Origin of the sequence: Streptococcus sp. UBA3373, assembly GCF_002360305.1 — a bacterium.
Classification (GTDB): domain Bacteria; phylum Bacillota; class Bacilli; order Lactobacillales; family Streptococcaceae; genus Streptococcus; species Streptococcus alactolyticus.
On sequence record NZ_DEQF01000054.1, the window covers coordinates 24,202 to 41,151 of the forward strand.

The 16,950-nt window shown below is 39.9% G+C and carries 14 protein-coding genes and 2 pseudogenes; 15 read left to right on the forward strand and 1 reads right to left on the reverse strand.

Annotated features, from left to right (window positions below):
• Positions 1–113: 113 nt before the first annotated feature.
• The 7 genes and pseudogenes from B3R79_RS07135 (at position 114) to B3R79_RS07165 (ending at position 6,895) form a co-directional block, all read left to right on the forward strand.
• Positions 114–590 carry a PTS system mannose/fructose/N-acetylgalactosamine-transporter subunit IIB gene (locus B3R79_RS07135; protein ID WP_293695995.1) on the forward strand — a complete coding sequence of 159 codons (477 nt, stop codon included), beginning with the start codon at positions 114–116 and terminating at the stop codon, positions 588–590.
• 11 nt (positions 591–601) lie between these two features.
• Complete coding sequence (locus B3R79_RS07140) at positions 602–1,396, forward strand: PTS mannose/fructose/sorbose/N-acetylgalactosamine transporter subunit IIC (RefSeq protein WP_293696021.1); 795 nt, start codon at positions 602–604, stop codon at positions 1,394–1,396.
• Positions 1,380–2,198: pseudogene (locus B3R79_RS07145) on the forward strand (PTS system mannose/fructose/sorbose family transporter subunit IID). Before B3R79_RS07140 ends, B3R79_RS07145 begins: the two are co-directional and overlap by 17 nt.
• 7 nt (positions 2,199–2,205) lie before the next feature.
• Positions 2,206–2,628, forward strand: a complete 423-nt coding sequence (locus B3R79_RS07150; RefSeq protein ID WP_154454265.1) for a PTS sugar transporter subunit IIA — start codon at positions 2,206–2,208, stop codon at positions 2,626–2,628.
• Between the two features lie 23 nt (positions 2,629–2,651).
• Positions 2,652–4,334, forward strand: a pseudogene (locus B3R79_RS07155) (glycoside hydrolase family 13 protein).
• Positions 4,335–4,471: 137 nt separating this feature from the next.
• Positions 4,472–5,233, forward strand: a complete 762-nt coding sequence (locus tag B3R79_RS07160) for a MurR/RpiR family transcriptional regulator (protein ID WP_293695997.1) — start codon at positions 4,472–4,474, stop codon at positions 5,231–5,233.
• Between the two features lie 255 nt (positions 5,234–5,488).
• Positions 5,489–6,895 carry an APC family permease gene (locus tag B3R79_RS07165; protein WP_293696000.1) on the forward strand — a complete coding sequence of 469 codons (1,407 nt, stop codon included), beginning with the start codon at positions 5,489–5,491 and terminating at the stop codon, positions 6,893–6,895.
• A 52-nt stretch (positions 6,896–6,947) separates the two neighbouring features.
• On the opposite strand, the gene B3R79_RS07170 is transcribed toward B3R79_RS07165, so the two are convergent.
• Positions 6,948–8,600 (reverse strand): Rqc2 family fibronectin-binding protein, encoded by a 1,653-nt coding sequence (locus tag B3R79_RS07170; protein WP_168260917.1) that lies wholly within the window; start codon positions 8,598–8,600, stop codon positions 6,948–6,950.
• A gap of 153 nt (positions 8,601–8,753) precedes the next feature.
• Between B3R79_RS07170 and B3R79_RS07175 the strand changes: the two genes are divergently transcribed.
• The 8 genes from B3R79_RS07175 to B3R79_RS07210 form a co-directional block, all read left to right on the forward strand.
• A complete protein-coding gene (locus tag B3R79_RS07175) occupies positions 8,754–8,987 on the forward strand; it encodes a hypothetical protein (RefSeq protein ID WP_293696005.1) in 234 nt (77 codons plus the stop codon).
• A 34-nt stretch (positions 8,988–9,021) separates the two neighbouring features.
• Positions 9,022–9,234, forward strand: coding sequence for a hypothetical protein (locus tag B3R79_RS07180; protein ID WP_154454260.1), 213 nt, complete (start codon positions 9,022–9,024; stop codon positions 9,232–9,234).
• A gap of 396 nt (positions 9,235–9,630) precedes the next feature.
• On the forward strand, positions 9,631–10,632 hold the full coding sequence (gene trpX, locus B3R79_RS07185) for a tryptophan ABC transporter substrate-binding protein (RefSeq protein ID WP_293696007.1): 1,002 nt from the start codon (positions 9,631–9,633) through the stop codon (positions 10,630–10,632).
• Positions 10,633–10,646: 14 nt separating this feature from the next.
• Positions 10,647–11,516: an ABC transporter permease gene (locus tag B3R79_RS07190; RefSeq protein WP_293696010.1), complete on the forward strand. Its 870-nt coding sequence runs from the start codon at positions 10,647–10,649 to the stop codon at positions 11,514–11,516.
• Complete coding sequence (locus tag B3R79_RS07195; RefSeq protein WP_293696012.1) at positions 11,513–12,271, forward strand: ABC transporter ATP-binding protein; 759 nt, start codon at positions 11,513–11,515, stop codon at positions 12,269–12,271. Before B3R79_RS07190 ends, B3R79_RS07195 begins: the two co-directional genes overlap by 4 nt.
• 205 nt (positions 12,272–12,476) lie before the next feature.
• Positions 12,477–14,138, forward strand: coding sequence for a ribonuclease J (locus B3R79_RS07200; RefSeq protein WP_293696015.1), 1,662 nt, complete (start codon positions 12,477–12,479; stop codon positions 14,136–14,138).
• 153 nt (positions 14,139–14,291) lie between these two features.
• Positions 14,292–15,005: a matrixin family metalloprotease gene (locus B3R79_RS07205; RefSeq protein ID WP_293696017.1), complete on the forward strand. Its 714-nt coding sequence runs from the start codon at positions 14,292–14,294 to the stop codon at positions 15,003–15,005.
• Positions 15,006–15,093: 88 nt separating this feature from the next.
• On the forward strand, positions 15,094–16,950 hold a 1,857-nt coding region (locus tag B3R79_RS07210; RefSeq protein ID WP_293696019.1), incomplete at its 3' end, for an ATP-binding cassette domain-containing protein.

Consider the following 16,950-nt stretch of genomic DNA (forward strand, 5'->3'; position numbering starts at 1 on the left):
AATACTTTTCCCAACCTCACTGACTAAGTTTCAGAATGCCTGAAATCTATTGTTTTCCCGTATTGATGTTGATAAAATAACCAATGTAAACGATAACAAAAGGAGAAAACATTATGTCAGTAGTATTAGCAAGAATCGATCAACGTCTTATTCACGGTATTGTCGTCACACAGTGGGCAGGATTTACCAAGGCCAAACGCCTTATGGTTGTCGATGATGATATTAGCAAAGATGAAGTTCAAAAGGCAGCTATGAGAATGAGTAAGCCAGCAGGAACAGGAATGTCTATCATCGATACAAACACAGCCATTACTAATTTTGCAGCAGGAAAATACGACAGTCACAACGTTTTTCTAATTGTCCGCCACCCTCAAACATTAGTTGACTTAGCTAAAGGAGGCGTAGCTATTCCTAAAGTTAATATCGGAATCATTTTTGATGGTCCTGGTAAGCAAACTGTTAAAAAGATGGTTTCAGTCAATGAGGAAGAAATCAGTGCTTTGAAAGAATTGGAAAATCTTGGCGTGGAAGTAACCTTCCATTTTGTTCCAGATGATGTTGAAGAACCAATGAGTAGCTACATTAATTGAGGTCGATCACTATAGATATTATTCAAGGCATTTTAATTATTTTACTATCATTTTGGGTCGTTTTGGATCAACAAGGGCTAGTCGTTGTGACTTGGTTTCCTATCATGGTGTCATTGTTTGTTGGTCTTATTATGGGCGATATGGAAACAGCCATGGTTATTGGTGGAACCTTCCAATTAATGTCTTTAGGTGTCGCAAATATTGGAGGCTCATCGGTTCCAAACTGGGGGTTGGCAGCATTGGTTGGTGGTTATGTCGCTATAAAGAGTACTAACAATATTGAAGATGCCAAAGCTGTTGCTCTGGCAGTAGGGGTTCCTGTTGGTATGTTAGGCATTCAACTAGATGTACTAGCTAAAATCCTAAATACTTATGTTGCACACTGGGCACAAAAGGCAGCAAATGCCAAACAATTTGATAAAATGAATCGCATCCTTTGGATTGGTCCTCTTATTTTTGGGCTATCAATGGCGATTCCAACAGCTTTATGTGTATTGTTCGGTGAACAAATTGTTACGTTAATCTTGAATTATGTCCCTGATTGGGTGACAACTGGCCTAACGGTTGCTGGTAATATGCTTCCTGTTGTGGGGATTGCGTTGTTGTTACAAGTGATGCCAGCTAAAAAATACCTATCCCTATTGTTGATTGGATTTGTCTTAACGGCTTATCTTAGCCTACCAATTGTAGGGGTTTCTATCATTGGACTAGCTTTAGCTTATTACTACTTTACAATCACGACTCAAAAAGTCGCTACAACTAGTGCTAATACTGTGGAAGATATGGGAGATGATTTTGATGAGTAAGCAAAAAGATACCGTAACCACTAAAGACATTAATAAAGCAGCCTTTAGATACATGTTTATGGCTTGTAACACCTTCAATTATGAAACACAACAAGGACCAGCAGTTGTATTTGGATTAAATAAATTACTACGAAAAATTTACCCTGATGATAATGAATACCTAGCCTCTTCGAATAATCATTTTAAATATTTCAATACCACAACTTGGATGGCTAATGTTTTGCTGGGGGCAAGTGTGGCAATGGAATAAAAAGATGGGGCGGTTGCTCATGATGCGGTTCAAAGTTTTAAAACAGGGATGATGGGGCCTTTGGCAGGTATTGGTGATACCCTTGTTTGGGTTCTTTATCCAACCATCATTGGTTCTATATCTGCTTATATGGGACTAGAGGGAAATCCGACAGAAGCAATTGTCTGGCTTTTACTCAATCTGCTTTTCTTGTTATTCCGTTTTAAATTGTTTAACATCGATTACAAATCAGGGATTAAGCTAGTAACAGCTTTAGGTGAACGCCTTAGTGTCTTTACAGAGGCAGCTTCCATCATGGGACTGACTGTTATTGGTGCCTTGGTAGCCTCTGTTGTCAAAATCGACGTTGCTACTGTTTTTAAAACAGGAGAAGTTTCCCTACCTTTACAAACAGAAGTGCTAGATAAAATCATGCCTTCGTTACTGCCTGCTTTATTAACCGTAGCTGTCTATAAATTGATTGCAAGTAAAAAAGTATCTGTTATCCAAATTATTTTTGGTATTATTATCCTCTCAATTATATTATCTTATTTTGGAATTTTGAAAGCGTAGGTTATATATGGTTAAAGTTATTATTGCAAGTCATCATAAGTTAGCAGATGGTATGGGAGATACGTTAAAGTATCTCGTACCTTCTTTGACAGATATTGAAACCATCAGTGCTTATCTTGACAATGAGCCGATTGATTCGGCTGTTGAAGCAGCTTTAGGCCGTTGCCAAGATACAGAAGATGTTGTGGTTTTCACAGATTTATTAGGCGGTTCTGTCAATCAAGAATTTGTTAGACAATTAAAACCCAATGTTCACGTCATTGCAGGGATGAATTTACCTATTATCATGACTTTGTTGTTACAATTGGAAAATCAACCACTATCTGAAGAATTGATTACACAGAGTATTGAAGAGGCTAAAAATCAGATTATCTATGTGAATCAGTTTTTAAAAGAATCAGTTGATGATTTAGATGAAGATGAATTGTAAGTAGGATATAAAGGAAGAGCGTCATGGAGAAAGATTGGTGGAAACATAGCATGGTCTATCAAGTGTACCCGCAAAGTTTTAAAGATAGCAATGCAGATGGTATTGGTGATTTAAAAGGAATAATCGAAAAACTTCCTTACTTAGCGACCCTTGGTATTGATGTCATCTGGTTAAATCCAATTTATGAGTCACCAGGAGTAGATAACGGGTATGACATTAGCGATTATTATAAGATTGATCCTAAATATGGGCAATTAGATGATTTAAAAACGTTATTGGAAGAAGCCCACAAAATAGGTATAAAGGTCATATTGGATTTAGTGGTTAATCACACTAGTGATAAGCACCGCTGGTTTGAAGAGTCTAAAAAAAGCCAAGACAATCCGTATTCAGACTATTATATTTGGAAAGATCCAAAGCCAGATGGCAGTGAGCCGACCAATTGGGGATCCACTTTTGGAGGTTCAGCTTGGGAATATGTTCCAGAAAGAAACCAGTATTACTTACATTGTTTTGCCAAGGAACAACCCGATTTAAATTGGGATAATCCAAAATTGCGTGAAGAGATTTTTCAGATGATAGATTGGTGGTTCCAATTTGGAATCGATGGGTTTAGGATGGATGTGATTACGTTAATCAGTAAAGATCTAAACTATCCAGATGCCCCAGAATCTCTCCCTTATACTAAATCTTATTATATCGGTGCTTCAAATGGTCCTAGAGTTCATGAGTATTTGCACGAATTGAACGAAAAAGTATTAAAACGTTATGATGTGATGACCGTAGGTGAAGCGCCTAATACCAATGCTGATCAAGCCCTTCATTACACCAAACCTGAAAATGAAGAGTTAAATATGGTGTTCCATTTTGACCATATGCATCTAGACTACGGTCGTTATGGCAAATTCTCTGATGTTCGTTTTAAATTAAGTGAATTAAAGAGAGTATTATCAGAGTGGCAAGATAAGTTAGCTGAAGGCTGGAATAGCTTATATTAGAGTAACCATGACCAACCTAGAGCTGTAACGCGTTTTGGTGACGACGGTGTATATCGTGTTGAATCTGCAAAAATGCTGGCTACTTTATTACATATGATGAAAGGGACTCCTTACATTTTTCAGGGAGAAGAGTTAGGTATGAAAAATGTTCCTTTTGAAAAAGTGGAAGACTATCAAGATATTGAGACGCAATATTTCTTGCAATTGATGAAAGAAAAAGGAGAGCCTGAAAGTTATATTAAAGAGTCGATGTATCTCAAATCAAGAGACAATGCTCGAACCCCTTTCCCTTGGAATGGGGATGCCAACGATGGCTATGGTTTTTCACCATCAAAACCTTGGATTACTTATTCTAGCGATAATCAATTTATTAATGCTGAGTCAGCTTTAGAAGATGAAGGATCTGTTTTCTATTACTATAAACAACTAATTGCTTTGCGACATCAATTACCAATTATCGTTCACGGAGATTATGAACTGATTAATGAAAGCGATAGTAATGTGTATTCTTATTTGAGAACATACGAAAATCAGACGCTTCTTGTTGTGTGTTCTTTTGCTGATAAGCCGACTTATGTTGATCTTCCAAAAGAGTTGCTGGAACGCTCAGGGCGTTGTTTAATCCATAATTACCCCAAAGAGCCATCGTCATTAAATGTTAAACAAGAACTCCAACCTTATGAAGCTTTTGTCTATTTATTTGATTAATGAAATAAATACCTAAAGGGATAATGCGATGAGCATTGTCTTTTTTGGTATCGAAAATTTTTAGCAAATAGTATACAATATTGTTATATCAGTCGTTATGATTAAGCATGAAAGCATCAGTTTGTGGAGGGTTAGTCTTGAATTTTGAACAGTTAGTTGGGTTGCATTTCGATCACTTGTCGGAGTCTGAAAAGGATTTAGCAAGGTATATCATAGCTCATCAAGAGGATATTGCAGAATTAACGTTGATAGAATTAGGGCAAAAAGTTCTCATGTCTAAAAGTACGGTTTTAAGATTTGCCAAAAAACTAGGGTTCAGTGGTTATTCGGAAATGAAGTATTTTATTCAGTCTTCCCTTGCCGCACAAGTTATCCCATCGGACCAAGATGTGATTGATAGACTATTAGGCGATATTCATAATACTATCAAGTTAATGGAAAATATTGACCTTGATAAAATGTTTTCTATGCTTCATAAGGCGTGTAATGTTATTATTTACGCAACAGGGTTCACTCAGAGTAATTTTGCGAGAGAATTTTCAAATGAACTGTTCTTGTACAAAAGACCCAATTTTTTACTCTCTGGGGAAACCAATTTTTCTGCCATTTCCGATAATCTGACTGAAAATGACTTTGTTATTATTATTTCATTAAGTGGTAATATCTTGTCTATCCAAGAAACCTTGAAGAAGTTAGTTTTAAAACAGATACCCGTCTTGAGTGTTACGGCATTTGGGGATAGCTTTTTAAGACAGCATTCGACCTATCAATTGTATTATGAAGTGAGTGATTTAGAAGTTGATTTTGAAGATAGTAAATCCATGTCTGGGCTCTATGTTGTTTTGATTTTAATGGCTCGGATGTACAACCTATACCGATTGCAACACCTCAATGAGTGATGTTAATCAGATTTTAATAACGATTTTTGCAGATTTTTTCTCGCTCTCCCCAACATGGTGTTGATTTTTGCGTATATTTATACTAAAATAGAGTTCGTTGTGTAGTTCACTTTGTCTGTGATGGTAAGGGCTATCACTTGGTAAGGCTATATTAGAATAAGATTGGGTATCGTTGGTAAAAAGAGCAAGCATCCCAACGGACATAGTTTGCAAAGGAAAAAGACCAACGAGTTTATTTTTTACATAGGAGAGTGTATGGATATCTTTCGAAAAGCTCCCATGACTCAAAAGAAATCGCATCTACAGCGCCACCTTGGATTATCAGAATTGATTTTTCTAGGTGTTGGGTCAATTGTGGGGACTGGAATTTTCACGATAACAGGAACGAGTGCAGCAGAGTATGCTGGTCCTGCTATCACCATTTCTATTATTATTGCCGCTATTTGTGTGACAATGTCAGCATTGTTCTTTGCTGAATTTTCATCTCGACTTCCTCATTCAGGTGGCGTCTATCGCTATATTTATACAGTTTTTGGTGAATATCCTGCTTGGATTGCTGGATGGTTTATGATTATTGAATTCCTCGGTGCTATTTCAACGGCAGCATCTGGTTGGGGAGAATATTTCAAAGCCTTCCTGCAAACCTTTGGTATCTCGTTGCCAAAGGCTTTGAGTGGCCCATTTAACCCTGCAAATGGTACTTACATTGATATTGTTCCTGTCTTGTTGCTGCTTTTTGTGACCATTTTGGTACTTAGAGGGTCTAAGACAGCGCTTCGTTTTAATTCTGTTTTGGTTGTTTGTAAAATAGCGGTGCTGATTTTGTTCATCGCTTTGGGCTTGACAGCCATCAATGTGGATAACTGGAGCAATTTTGCCCCGTATGGTTTTGGTCAACTTTATGGCGGTAAAACGGGTATTATGGCAGGAGCGACACTCATGTTCTTTGCTTTTCTTGGTTTTGAGTCCATCTGTATGGCGGCTGATGAAACCAAAGACCCACAAAAGAAAGTTCCTCAAGGGATTTTCATTTCAATCGGTTTGGTAACTTTGCTTTATGTTCTATTTACTTTAGTCTTGACAGGAACGGTGAACTACACCAAACTCAATATTACTGACGTAGTACCGTTTGTGCTTCGTAGCATCGGTTTCCCACTGGCAGGGAATTTCGTGTCAGTTGTAGTTATTTTGACCTTGGTAACTGTCTGCATTTCAATGATGTATGCCTTGTCACGTATTATTTACAACATTAGTTGTGATGGTTTGTTGCCAGTGCAATTCCAAAAAGTATCAGCTACAAGCAAGGTGCCAAATAATGCGACTATTTTCGTGGGTATTGTTACCATGATTTTTGCAGGTATTTTACCGCTAGAACTTCTCGCTTTATTGGTTAATATCGTTACTTTAGCTTACTTGATTTTGTTGGCTTTAGGTGTGATTCAATTGCGCCGCGTACACGGAGAGCCAAAAGAAGGTGAATTTAGAACACCATTTGTACCTGTTCTACCAATTCTATCTATTATCATCTGTTTGTCATTGATGACTCAATGTGGCACAGAAGCATGGATTGGATTTTTCATTTCATTTGTTCTTGGTACAATTATTTACTTTGTCTATGGCTACCGCCATTCTAAAATTGGCAACGGTCAAGTAGATGATTAACAATCTCAGATAAAATATCCCTCCTAGGTCACCTAGGAGGGATATTTTATGTTTATGGCAAACGCATGCTATTGATTTTTTCTTCTGTTGGTGTGACGCGTAGGGTCTTTTGACCTGTGTAAGTCACAAAACCTGGCTTACCACCAGTTGGCTTGTTGAGTTTCTTAGCTTCAATCATATCCACCTGAACGAGGTTAGATAGCCTTGCCTTAGAATAATAAGCCGCTAATTCAGCTGCATCTGTTTTGACTTCATCGCTAGGATTGAGGTTGTCTTTGATGAGCACGTGACTACCAGGAATATCTTTGGCGTGGAACCAAAGTTCCCCTTTTTTGGCCAATTTAAAAGTCAATTCATCGTTTTGAAGATTATTGCGCCCAACCAGAATAATGGTCTTGCCGTCTGAAGCAAGGTATTGTTCTGGTTTTTTGCGTTTATGACGTTTGTCGCGCGTGCGACGTTTGACAAAACCAGTTTCCACCAATTCGTCACGAATGTCCTCGATGTCTGAAAGCGACGCATGATTGAGGGCTGTTTCCACACTTTCTAGGTAAGTGATGGTGTCTTTTGTTTCTTGGATAAGCCCCGTCAAATGCTTAACAGCTTCCTTTAATTTTTGGTATTTTTTGAAATAGCGTTGAGCATTTTGGCTTGGTGTTAAGCTCTTATCCAGTGCAATACGGATTTTGTCGTTGGTGTAGTAGTTGTCCAACTCCACAGAATCTTTGTTATTGGGCACAAGCGTGAGGTAAGTGGTTAAAAGTTCCCCTTTTTGGCGAAATTCTTCCGCGTTTTCAGTCGCCTGTAATTCCTTTTCTTGCTTGCCCAGTTTTTTGATGTTTTTGTCCAATTCCGTTTGCACCCGATGAATCAAATCGCTGGATTGCTGAGTTACACGATCACGCTCAGCCTTATCTTGGTAGAATATATCCAGTAATTCTGACAAGTTGTCAAACGTTTCCTTGCTATCTTCAAATAGCACTGGCGCAAACGATTTTTCAGTCAGATTGGGTTGGGCAGGACGATTAAAGAAAGCGTGGAATTGTTTTAATTTGTCTGTGCTGAGTTGGTGAGAGAGGTTTTCAGCCGTATCACGTCCTAAACCTTGGAAGAGTTTTTGCAGGTGACGTGGTGCCAAATCTTCCGTTTGCAGTATTTCAAATAAAGTCTGGTCTGGCACGGTAAAAGGATTTTTGGCATTGGTTTGAGGAGGGGCAACATAAGTTGAACCTGGTAAAATCGTACGGTAGCTATTTTGAGAGAAACCGATGTGTTTGATAGATTCGATGATTTTGTGCTCAGCCTTGTCAATCAAAATGATATTGCTGTGTTTTCCCATGATTTCGACCACCAAAGTGACCTTGATGTTGTCGCCAATTTCATTTTTATTAGAAAAGGCAATCTCCAAAATACGGTCATTTTCGATTTGACGAATATCCTCAATCACCGCACCTTGCAGGTATTTCCGCATAATCATCGTGAAAGTATTAGGCGTTTGCGGGTTTTGAAAATCTGCTTTTGTAATTTGCACCCGCCCAAAAACAGGGTGAGCAGATAGAAGAAGCTTGTAATTTTGACGATTGTTCCGAATGGTCAAGACAAGTTCACGCTCAAAAGGCTGATTGACCTTTTGCACCCGCCCATGAATCAGCTCGCCTTGGAGTTCCTTGGTTAAATGGTGTAGAAAAAAACCATCAAATGACATGATAAAAGTTGCCGTAAGGCTGTCAGTAGCAGCATCAAAGCCCCATAACCTTACGACGCCTCCTTTCTAATCTCATGTGTTCAATCCCTATATTATACCATAAAAAAAGCTATTTTAGTTAAGCGTAGAGAGTTAGAAAATGGTATAATTGGCGTGAAAGCAGTTGACAATGTAGAAATTACAGGAATATCAAAACATACAACTGAAAGAGCTATTGAACGTGGTGGTACAATTCAGACATTGACAGATGCTTTAATTAATCCGCTGGAAGTAACAAATACTAAGTACGATAAGGACGGTTTACCATCGAAACAATATCGTGGTGCAGTCTCTACCGTCGTTGTCAATCCAGATACTGGTAATGTTGTATCAACCAATCCAACATGAAGAAACATCAGAAAACGACATGGAGTTTATAAAAATGAAACTAAATAGCATTTATTCAAGTGATGAATTCAAAAAAATCAGTAGTCACTTGCCAAATTGGGAATACGATAAAGATTATTCCAAAAATGAAATCGATATCTTTGACGAACAACTAGAAGACGTCAACGATTTTATCGGTTACGAAAATGAAGCAGGTATTTTTATTTCAGAAATGATTTACAAATTGAGAAGTAACCCACAATATTAACATTTGTATGTCTCCAGCACCTAGAGAAATCGAGAAAACAAGAGATATAATTATAGCCCAAAAAAATTAATCAAATCTCTTGAAATTTTCAGAATTTAGTATATAATTATAAAAAAACACTATTTCAGGAGGATATTAGGATGAACATGACACAAGCTCTTACAAGTTGGCAAGGTTGGCGTAGGTAGAGTTGTGTTTATGTTGTGGCATAGATACGACTTTTAGAGTACTTCTAAAAAGTATCTATGCGCTAGTCTTAATGACAAAGTTGGATAAGGCGTGTAGTAGGCATTTACTACACGCTTTTCTTTTTAGCAGGCTCGATGATATGGCAATGATGAGAATGGTTTGACTGGCAAAGTCAGTCTTTAATAGGTGAGATAAAGGGAGACACGTATGAAAAATAAAGGACTTATTGGAACGTTAATTGTTTTAGTGGTATTAGTGGTGGGGTCAATGCTTTATGACCAAACCAAGAGTGATTCGCATCGCAATGAAAAGGTTAAAATCGGTATTTTGCAATACGTGACCCACGAGGCTTTGGATGAGATTGAGCGAGGGATTGAAGATGGTTTGGCTGATGCGGGTTATGACAAGTCAAATGCGGATATCACGGTTTTAAATGCTGAAGGGGATCAAAGTAAGATTCAGACCATGAGTAAGCAATTGGTCAATGCTAAAAGCGATGTTTTGATTGGGATTGCAACGCCAGCGGCACAAGGTTTGGCTTCGGCTACGAGTGATATCCCAGTTGTGATGGGGGCTATTTCAGACCCAGTTGGAGCAAAATTGGTTAAAAATCTTGGAAAACCAAATAGCAATGTAACAGGGGTTTCCAACCAAGTACCGCTCAAACAAACGGTAGAACTCATCCAAAGCATCACGCCAAATGCGAAAACGATTGGTGTTTTGTATGCTAGCAGCGAGGACAACTCAGTGTCACAAGTGGCTCAATTTAAAGAATATGCCAAATCTGCTGGCATCAATGTTGTGGAATACGCTGTGCCGTCAACTAATGAAATCACAACAACCATGTCTGTGATGACTGGCAAAGTCGATGCTATCTTTGTTCCTCAGGACAACACCATTGCTTCAGCTTTCACGAGCGTTGTGAGTGCAGCCAACGCAGCTAAAATCCCAATTTACTCATGCGTGGATACCATGGTTGAGCAAGGAAGCATTGCTTCTGTGGCACAGAGCCAATACGATTTGGGTGTCGAAACGGCTAAGATTGCCGTGAAATTATTGGCAGGTAAAAAAGTATCAGAAGTTCCTGTTAAGGTGGTCAATACAGGAACACCAACCTTGAATTTAAAAGCGGCTAAGGAGCTTGGCATTACTATTCCAGAAGACGTTTTGTCTCATGCAACCGTAGCCGTTGAGACAGATAAGAATTAGAAAAGGAGAGGCAAATGATTATTTCATCGGTTTCACAGGGGCTTTTGTGGGGAATTCTTGGACTCGGTATTTACCTCACGTTTCGTATTTTGAAATTCCCAGATATGACGACTGAGGGTTCTTTCCCCTTGGGTGGTGCAGTGGCGGTTACCTTGATGAATCAAGGCATTCATCCTATTCTAGCGACTTTTTCGGGAATGTTGGCAGGCTGTGTGGCAGGTCTTGTGACTGGCTTACTCTACACCAAAGGTAAAATTCCAACCATTTTGGCAGGGATTTTGGTAATGACCTCATGTAATTCTATCATGCTGATGATTATGGGGCGTGCTAATCTTGGTTTGCTGGATATTAAGACCATTCAAGACTTGCTGCCTTTTTCAGCAACAACTAACCTTTTGGTGATTGGGTTGTTAGCCGTTATTCTCGTGATTGCGGGGCTGATTTTCTTCCTATATACAAAACTTGGGCAGGCTTATATTGCTACGGGTGATAATCGTGATATGGCTAAGAGTTTTGGCATCAATACCGACCGTATGGAAGTCATGGGCTTGGTGGTTTCAAATGGGCTGATTGCCTTGTCAGGTGCTCTGATTAGTCAGCAAGATGGCTATGCTGATGTGTCAAAAGGGATTGGTGTCATTGTTATCGGTTTGGCTAGCATTATCATTGGTGAGGTGCTTTATTCGACCAATCTGACCTTATTAGAACGTCTTGTGGCAACGGTTGTGGGAGCTATCTTGTACCAATTCTTGATTGCTGGCGTGATTGCACTTGGTTTCAATACTAACTACCTCAAATTGTTTAGTGCCATTATTTTGGCTATTTGTCTTATGGTACCTGTTCTCAAAGATAAATTTTTCAAAGGAGTGACCTTATCGCGATGAAAAAAGTTGTAGAATTAAAAGAAGCGACCGTTCAGGTTAATAACGGTTTGGATAATGTCAAAACCATCCTTGACCATGTGAATTTGACGATTTATGAACATGATTTTTTGACAATTTTGGGTGGCAATGGTGCTGGAAAATCAACCCTTTTCAACGTGATTGCGGGGACTTTGATGTTGACTAGCGGCAGCATTTTCATCTTGGGTAAGGACGTGACCCATTTGTCTGCTGAGAAACGAGCGAGTGATTTGGCGCGTGTTTTTCAAGACCCTAAGATGGGAACGGCTCCTCGAATGACCGTGGCAGAAAACCTCCTTATTGCTAAATACCGTGGCGAAAAACGTGGTTTGGTCCCTCGCAACATTCACGCTTTTACAGAAGAATTTCAGGCCTTGGTGGCTAAGACTGGCAATGGTTTGGAAAAGCATTTGGAAACGCCGACAGGTCTTTTATCTGGGGGACAACGTCAGGCCTTGAGTTTATTGATGGCAACGCTCAAACGCCCTGAATTGTTGCTGCTGGATGAACACACCGCAGCCCTTGACCCCAAAACCAGCGTTTCTCTGATGCATTTGACCAATACGTTTGTCCAAAAGGACCAACTAACAGCCTTGATGATTACCCATCACATGGAGGATGCCTTGCATTATGGTAATCGCTTGATTGTCATGAAAGATGGTAAAATCGTCAAAGACCTCAATCAAGAGGAAAAGAAAGACATGACGATTGCGGATTACTACCAGCTGTTTGATTAAATGTGTGAAAGATGCCTTAGGGTATCTTTTTTTGCTGTTTAAAGCAATCTTTCCAAGTGTAAAAGAAGAAAATCTTCTGAAAATATGCTATAATGAAAGAGCTGTAATTCGACTTGTTAACCGTTTGGTGCAAGGACCGTTTGTATTATCATGAAGCAACTGGCGTTGCTTGTATTAAAAAATCAATGAAGGAGAAAACATCGTCATGAGCGATATTAAACTAATTGCCCTAGGTGGAGTCCGTGAAAACGGTAAAAACCTGTATGTGGTTGAAGTGAACGATTCTATTTTTATTTTAGATGCTGGTTTGAAATATCCTGAAAATGAACAATTGGGTGTTGATGAGGTCATTCCAAATCTAGATTATTTGATTGAAAATAAAAAACGTGTTCAAGGGATTTTCTTGACACATGGTCACGCAGATGCAATTGGGGCTTTGCCTTACATTTTGTCAGAAATGAAGGTACCTGTCTTTGGGTCACCACTTACGATTGAGCTTGCTAAGCTTTTTGTGAAGAAAAACAACAATGTGAAGAAATTCAATCAGTTTCATGTCATTGACGCAGAAACAGAGATTGAGTTTGCGGATGCGACCATTTCCTTCTTCAAAACGACCCATTCTATTCCAGAAAGTTTAGGGATTGTGGTTGGTACAGATGAAGGTCAAATTGTCTATACTGGTGATTTTAAATTTGACCAAGCTGCCCGTAAATACTACCGTACAGACTTAGCACGCTTGACTGAAATTGGTCGTGACGGCGTTTTGGCTTTGTTGTCAGATTCTGCCAATGCGACAAGTCATGTTTTAACGGCTAGTGAATCAGAAGTTGGGGCAGAAATTGATGACGTGATTGCCAATGCCGAAGGGCGTGTTATCATTGCGGCTGTGGCGTCAAACCTTTCTCGTATCCAACAAGTTTTTGATTCTGCCGCTGAACACCGTCGCCGTGTGGTCTTGACTGGTTTTGATGCGGAAAATATCATCCGTACCGCTATTCGCATGAAACGCTTGGGCGTGGCAGATGAAAAACTCATTGTTAAGCCAAAAGATATGCATAAATTCGAAGACCATGAATTGATTATCTTGGAAGCTGGACGTATGGGTGAGCCAATCAATGGTTTGCAAAAAATGGCTTTGGGACGTCACCGCTATGTTCAAATCAAAGACGGTGATTTGGTGTATATCGTAACCACTCCAAGCACTTCAAAAGAAGCTGTTGTGGCTCGCGTTGAGAACCTTATCTACAAAGCGGGTGGAACGGTTAAACTCATCACACAAGATTTGTGCGTATCTGGTCATGCCAATGCCCGTGACTTGCAATTGATGATTAACTTGTTGCAACCTAAATACCTCTTCCCTATCCAAGGGGAATACCGCAACCTTTCTGCCCACGCAGACTTGGCACAAGAAGTTGGGATGTATCCTGAGGACATTTATATTGTCAAACGTGGGGACGTTATGGTACTTGAAAAAGATGGTTTCCACCACGAAGGCAGTGTTCCTGCTGGTGATGTGATGATTGATGGAAATGCGATTGGTGATGTCGGGAATATCGTTCTTCGTGACCGTAAAGTCTTGTCAGAAGACGGTATTTTCATCGTGGCTTTGACAGTCAACAAACGTGAAAAGAAAATCGTATCAAAAGCTAAAATTCATACGCGTGGCTTTGTTTATGTGAAGAAAAGCCGTGATATCTTGCGAGAGGCAGCAGAATTGGTCAACCAAACAGTTGAAAATTACTTGGCACAAGACAGTTTTGACTGGGGCGAATTAAAAGGAGCTGTCCGTGATGACGTGGCTAAGTTCTTGTTTGACCAAACCAAACGCCGTCCAGCTATTTTACCAGTTGTCATGGAAGTGCGTTAATCCGTTTTGAAAAGGAGCAGAATGAGCATCTCAAGAATAAGGTTTTCCTTATTTTTGGGTGCTTTTTCTCGTTTTTTAAGCCAAAGCTTGGTATACTTGAGGTAATAATGATGAATTAAGCGTTTTCAAAAATACATAAAAAGGAGATGGTGGATGCGGTCTTTTGTAAACATGATTTTCTTTATTCTCAGACTTGTGTTTCGGCTGATTTGGAATCTTTTTTGGGGTTTGGTCGAGACGGTGGTGGTGCTGGGACTTCTAATTTTTGGCTTGCTTTATTACGCTAATCATAGCCAATCAGCTCTTGCCAATGCTATTTTAGATATCAAAGACCGTGTGGTGACTTATGTGTCCACACAAGATGACGATTTGGTTGGGTGTTTGAAAAACCTCACTATTGACCAGGACAGCCATCATGCGGGCGATCGTTGGGAAAATGCCAGTGCGACGGTTTATATTGATACGGACAACACGACCTTGGTTTATGCTTATGAAGAAGCCATCAGGGCTTGGAATGATACAGGGGCTTTTACCTTCAACATCGTTCCTGACAAGAGTTTGGCAGGGATTGTTTTGACCGAGTACTCAGATGCCCAATCAAAAGCCGCAGGAGTGGCCGAGGCTGAAACCGATGCTCTCACCAATGAAATCAAGTATGTCAAGGTCAAGTTGAACACCTATTATTTGACGGAGAACAACTACGGTTACAGTTATTATCGAATTGTTTACACGGCGGAGCATGAATTGGGGCACGCGATTGGCTTGGACCACGATGATAGCCAACAGTCTGTCATGCAATCATCAGGCTCTTATTATGGCATTCAGCCTGTTGATATTGAAAATGTCAAGAAACTTTATGCTTCTTAAAAATGGTTTGTTTGGAAAATCTGCTGATTTTGGCAGATTTTTTGACATTCTTCTAGTTTAACGACTCGTGATTTGGTAAAATAGACCTATGATTATTTTACAAGGTAATAAATTGGAACGCTCATTTTCGGGCGATGTGTTATTTGATAATATCAATATTCAAGTAGATGAAAAAGACCGCATTGCGCTGGTTGGGCGAAACGGTGCGGGAAAATCGACTTTGCTGAAAATTTTGGTTGGCGAAGAAGCACCGACTTCTGGTGAGATTAACCAAAAACGGGATTTAAGCCTGTCGTATTTGGCACAAGATAGCCGTTTTGAATCGGAAAATACGATTTTTGATGAAATGCTGCACGTTTTTGATGACGTGCGGAGCATGGAAAACCGTCTGCGTCGCATGGAAATGCAGATGGCAGAGGTGACAGGCGATGCCTTTGACCAGTTAATGTCAGATTATGACCGCTTATCAGAAGAATTTCGCGTGAAGGGCGGCTTTACCTACGAAGCGGATATCAAGGCTGTTTTAAACGGTTTTAAATTTGATGAATCCATGTGGCAAATGAAGATTTCGGAATTGTCAGGAGGGCAAAATACTCGCCTAGCCCTTGCCAAAATGTTGCTGGAAAAACCAGAACTTTTGGTCTTGGACGAGCCGACCAACCACTTGGATATCGAAACCATTGCTTGGCTGGAAAATTATTTGGTCAATTACCAAGGCGCCTTGATCATCGTCAGCCACGATCGTTATTTCTTGGATAAGGTAGCAACGATTACGCTGGACTTGAATCCGCATTCGCTTGACCGTTATGTGGGTAATTATTCGACTTTCATGGACTTGAAGGCAGAAAAATTAGCCCTTGAAGCCAAAAATTACGAAAAACAAGCCAAAGAAATTGCCAAATTGGAAGGTTTCGTGCAACGCAATATCGTTCGAGCCTCAACGACAAAACGTGCCCAAGCCCGCCGCAAACAATTAGAGAAAATGGAACGTTTGGATAAACCAAGCGCTGGGCAAAAATCAGCCCATATGACCTTCCACGCGGACAAGGTTTCAGGAAATGTGGTCTTGACCGTCACAGATACGGCAATTGGTTACGACAATCATATCTTGTCTGAGCCGATTAACATTGACGTTAAAAAATGCGATGCCATTGCCATCGTCGGACCAAATGGTATTGGTAAATCAACCTTGATTAAGTCTATCGTGGGGCAAGTGCCATTTATCAAGGGAACTGCTACTTACGGTGCCAATGTCGAAGTGGGTTACTATGACCAAACGCAGTCTAATCTCACGCGGACCAACACCGTGCTGGACGAATTGTGGAATGATTTTTCAACCACGCCAGAAGTGGACATTCGTAACCGTCTGGGAGCTTTTCTTTTCTCAGGAGATGACGTCAAAAAATCAGTTGCTATGCTATCAGGTGGCGAACGTGCTCGCTTGCTTCTTGCGAAATTGTCAATGCAGAATGACAATTTCCTTATCCTAGATGAGCCAACCAACCACTTGGATATTGATAGCAAGGAAGTTTTGGAAGACGCCTTGATTGATTTTGATGGCACCCTTCTCTTTGTCAGTCACGACCGTTATTTCATTAACCGCGTGGCAACAAAAGTGCTTGAAATCTCTGAAAAAGGCTCAATCCTTTATCTTGGTGATTATGATTATTACCTTGAGAAAAAAGCGGAGCTGGAAGAAATGGAACGTTTGAAAGCCGAAGAAGCACAGGAAAAAACAGTTGCCATTGTTGAAAAAGCGCCAGCTAATGATTATCAAGCGCAAAAAGCTAACCAAAAGGAACTTCGCAAACTCACACGCCGAATCGCAGAAATTGAAAATCAATTAGAAGACATTGAAGCGCGTGAAGAAGGAATCAACCAAGCGATGTTAGCCACAAATGATGCCGTAGAACTCGTTGATTTGCAAAAAGAATTGGATGCCTTG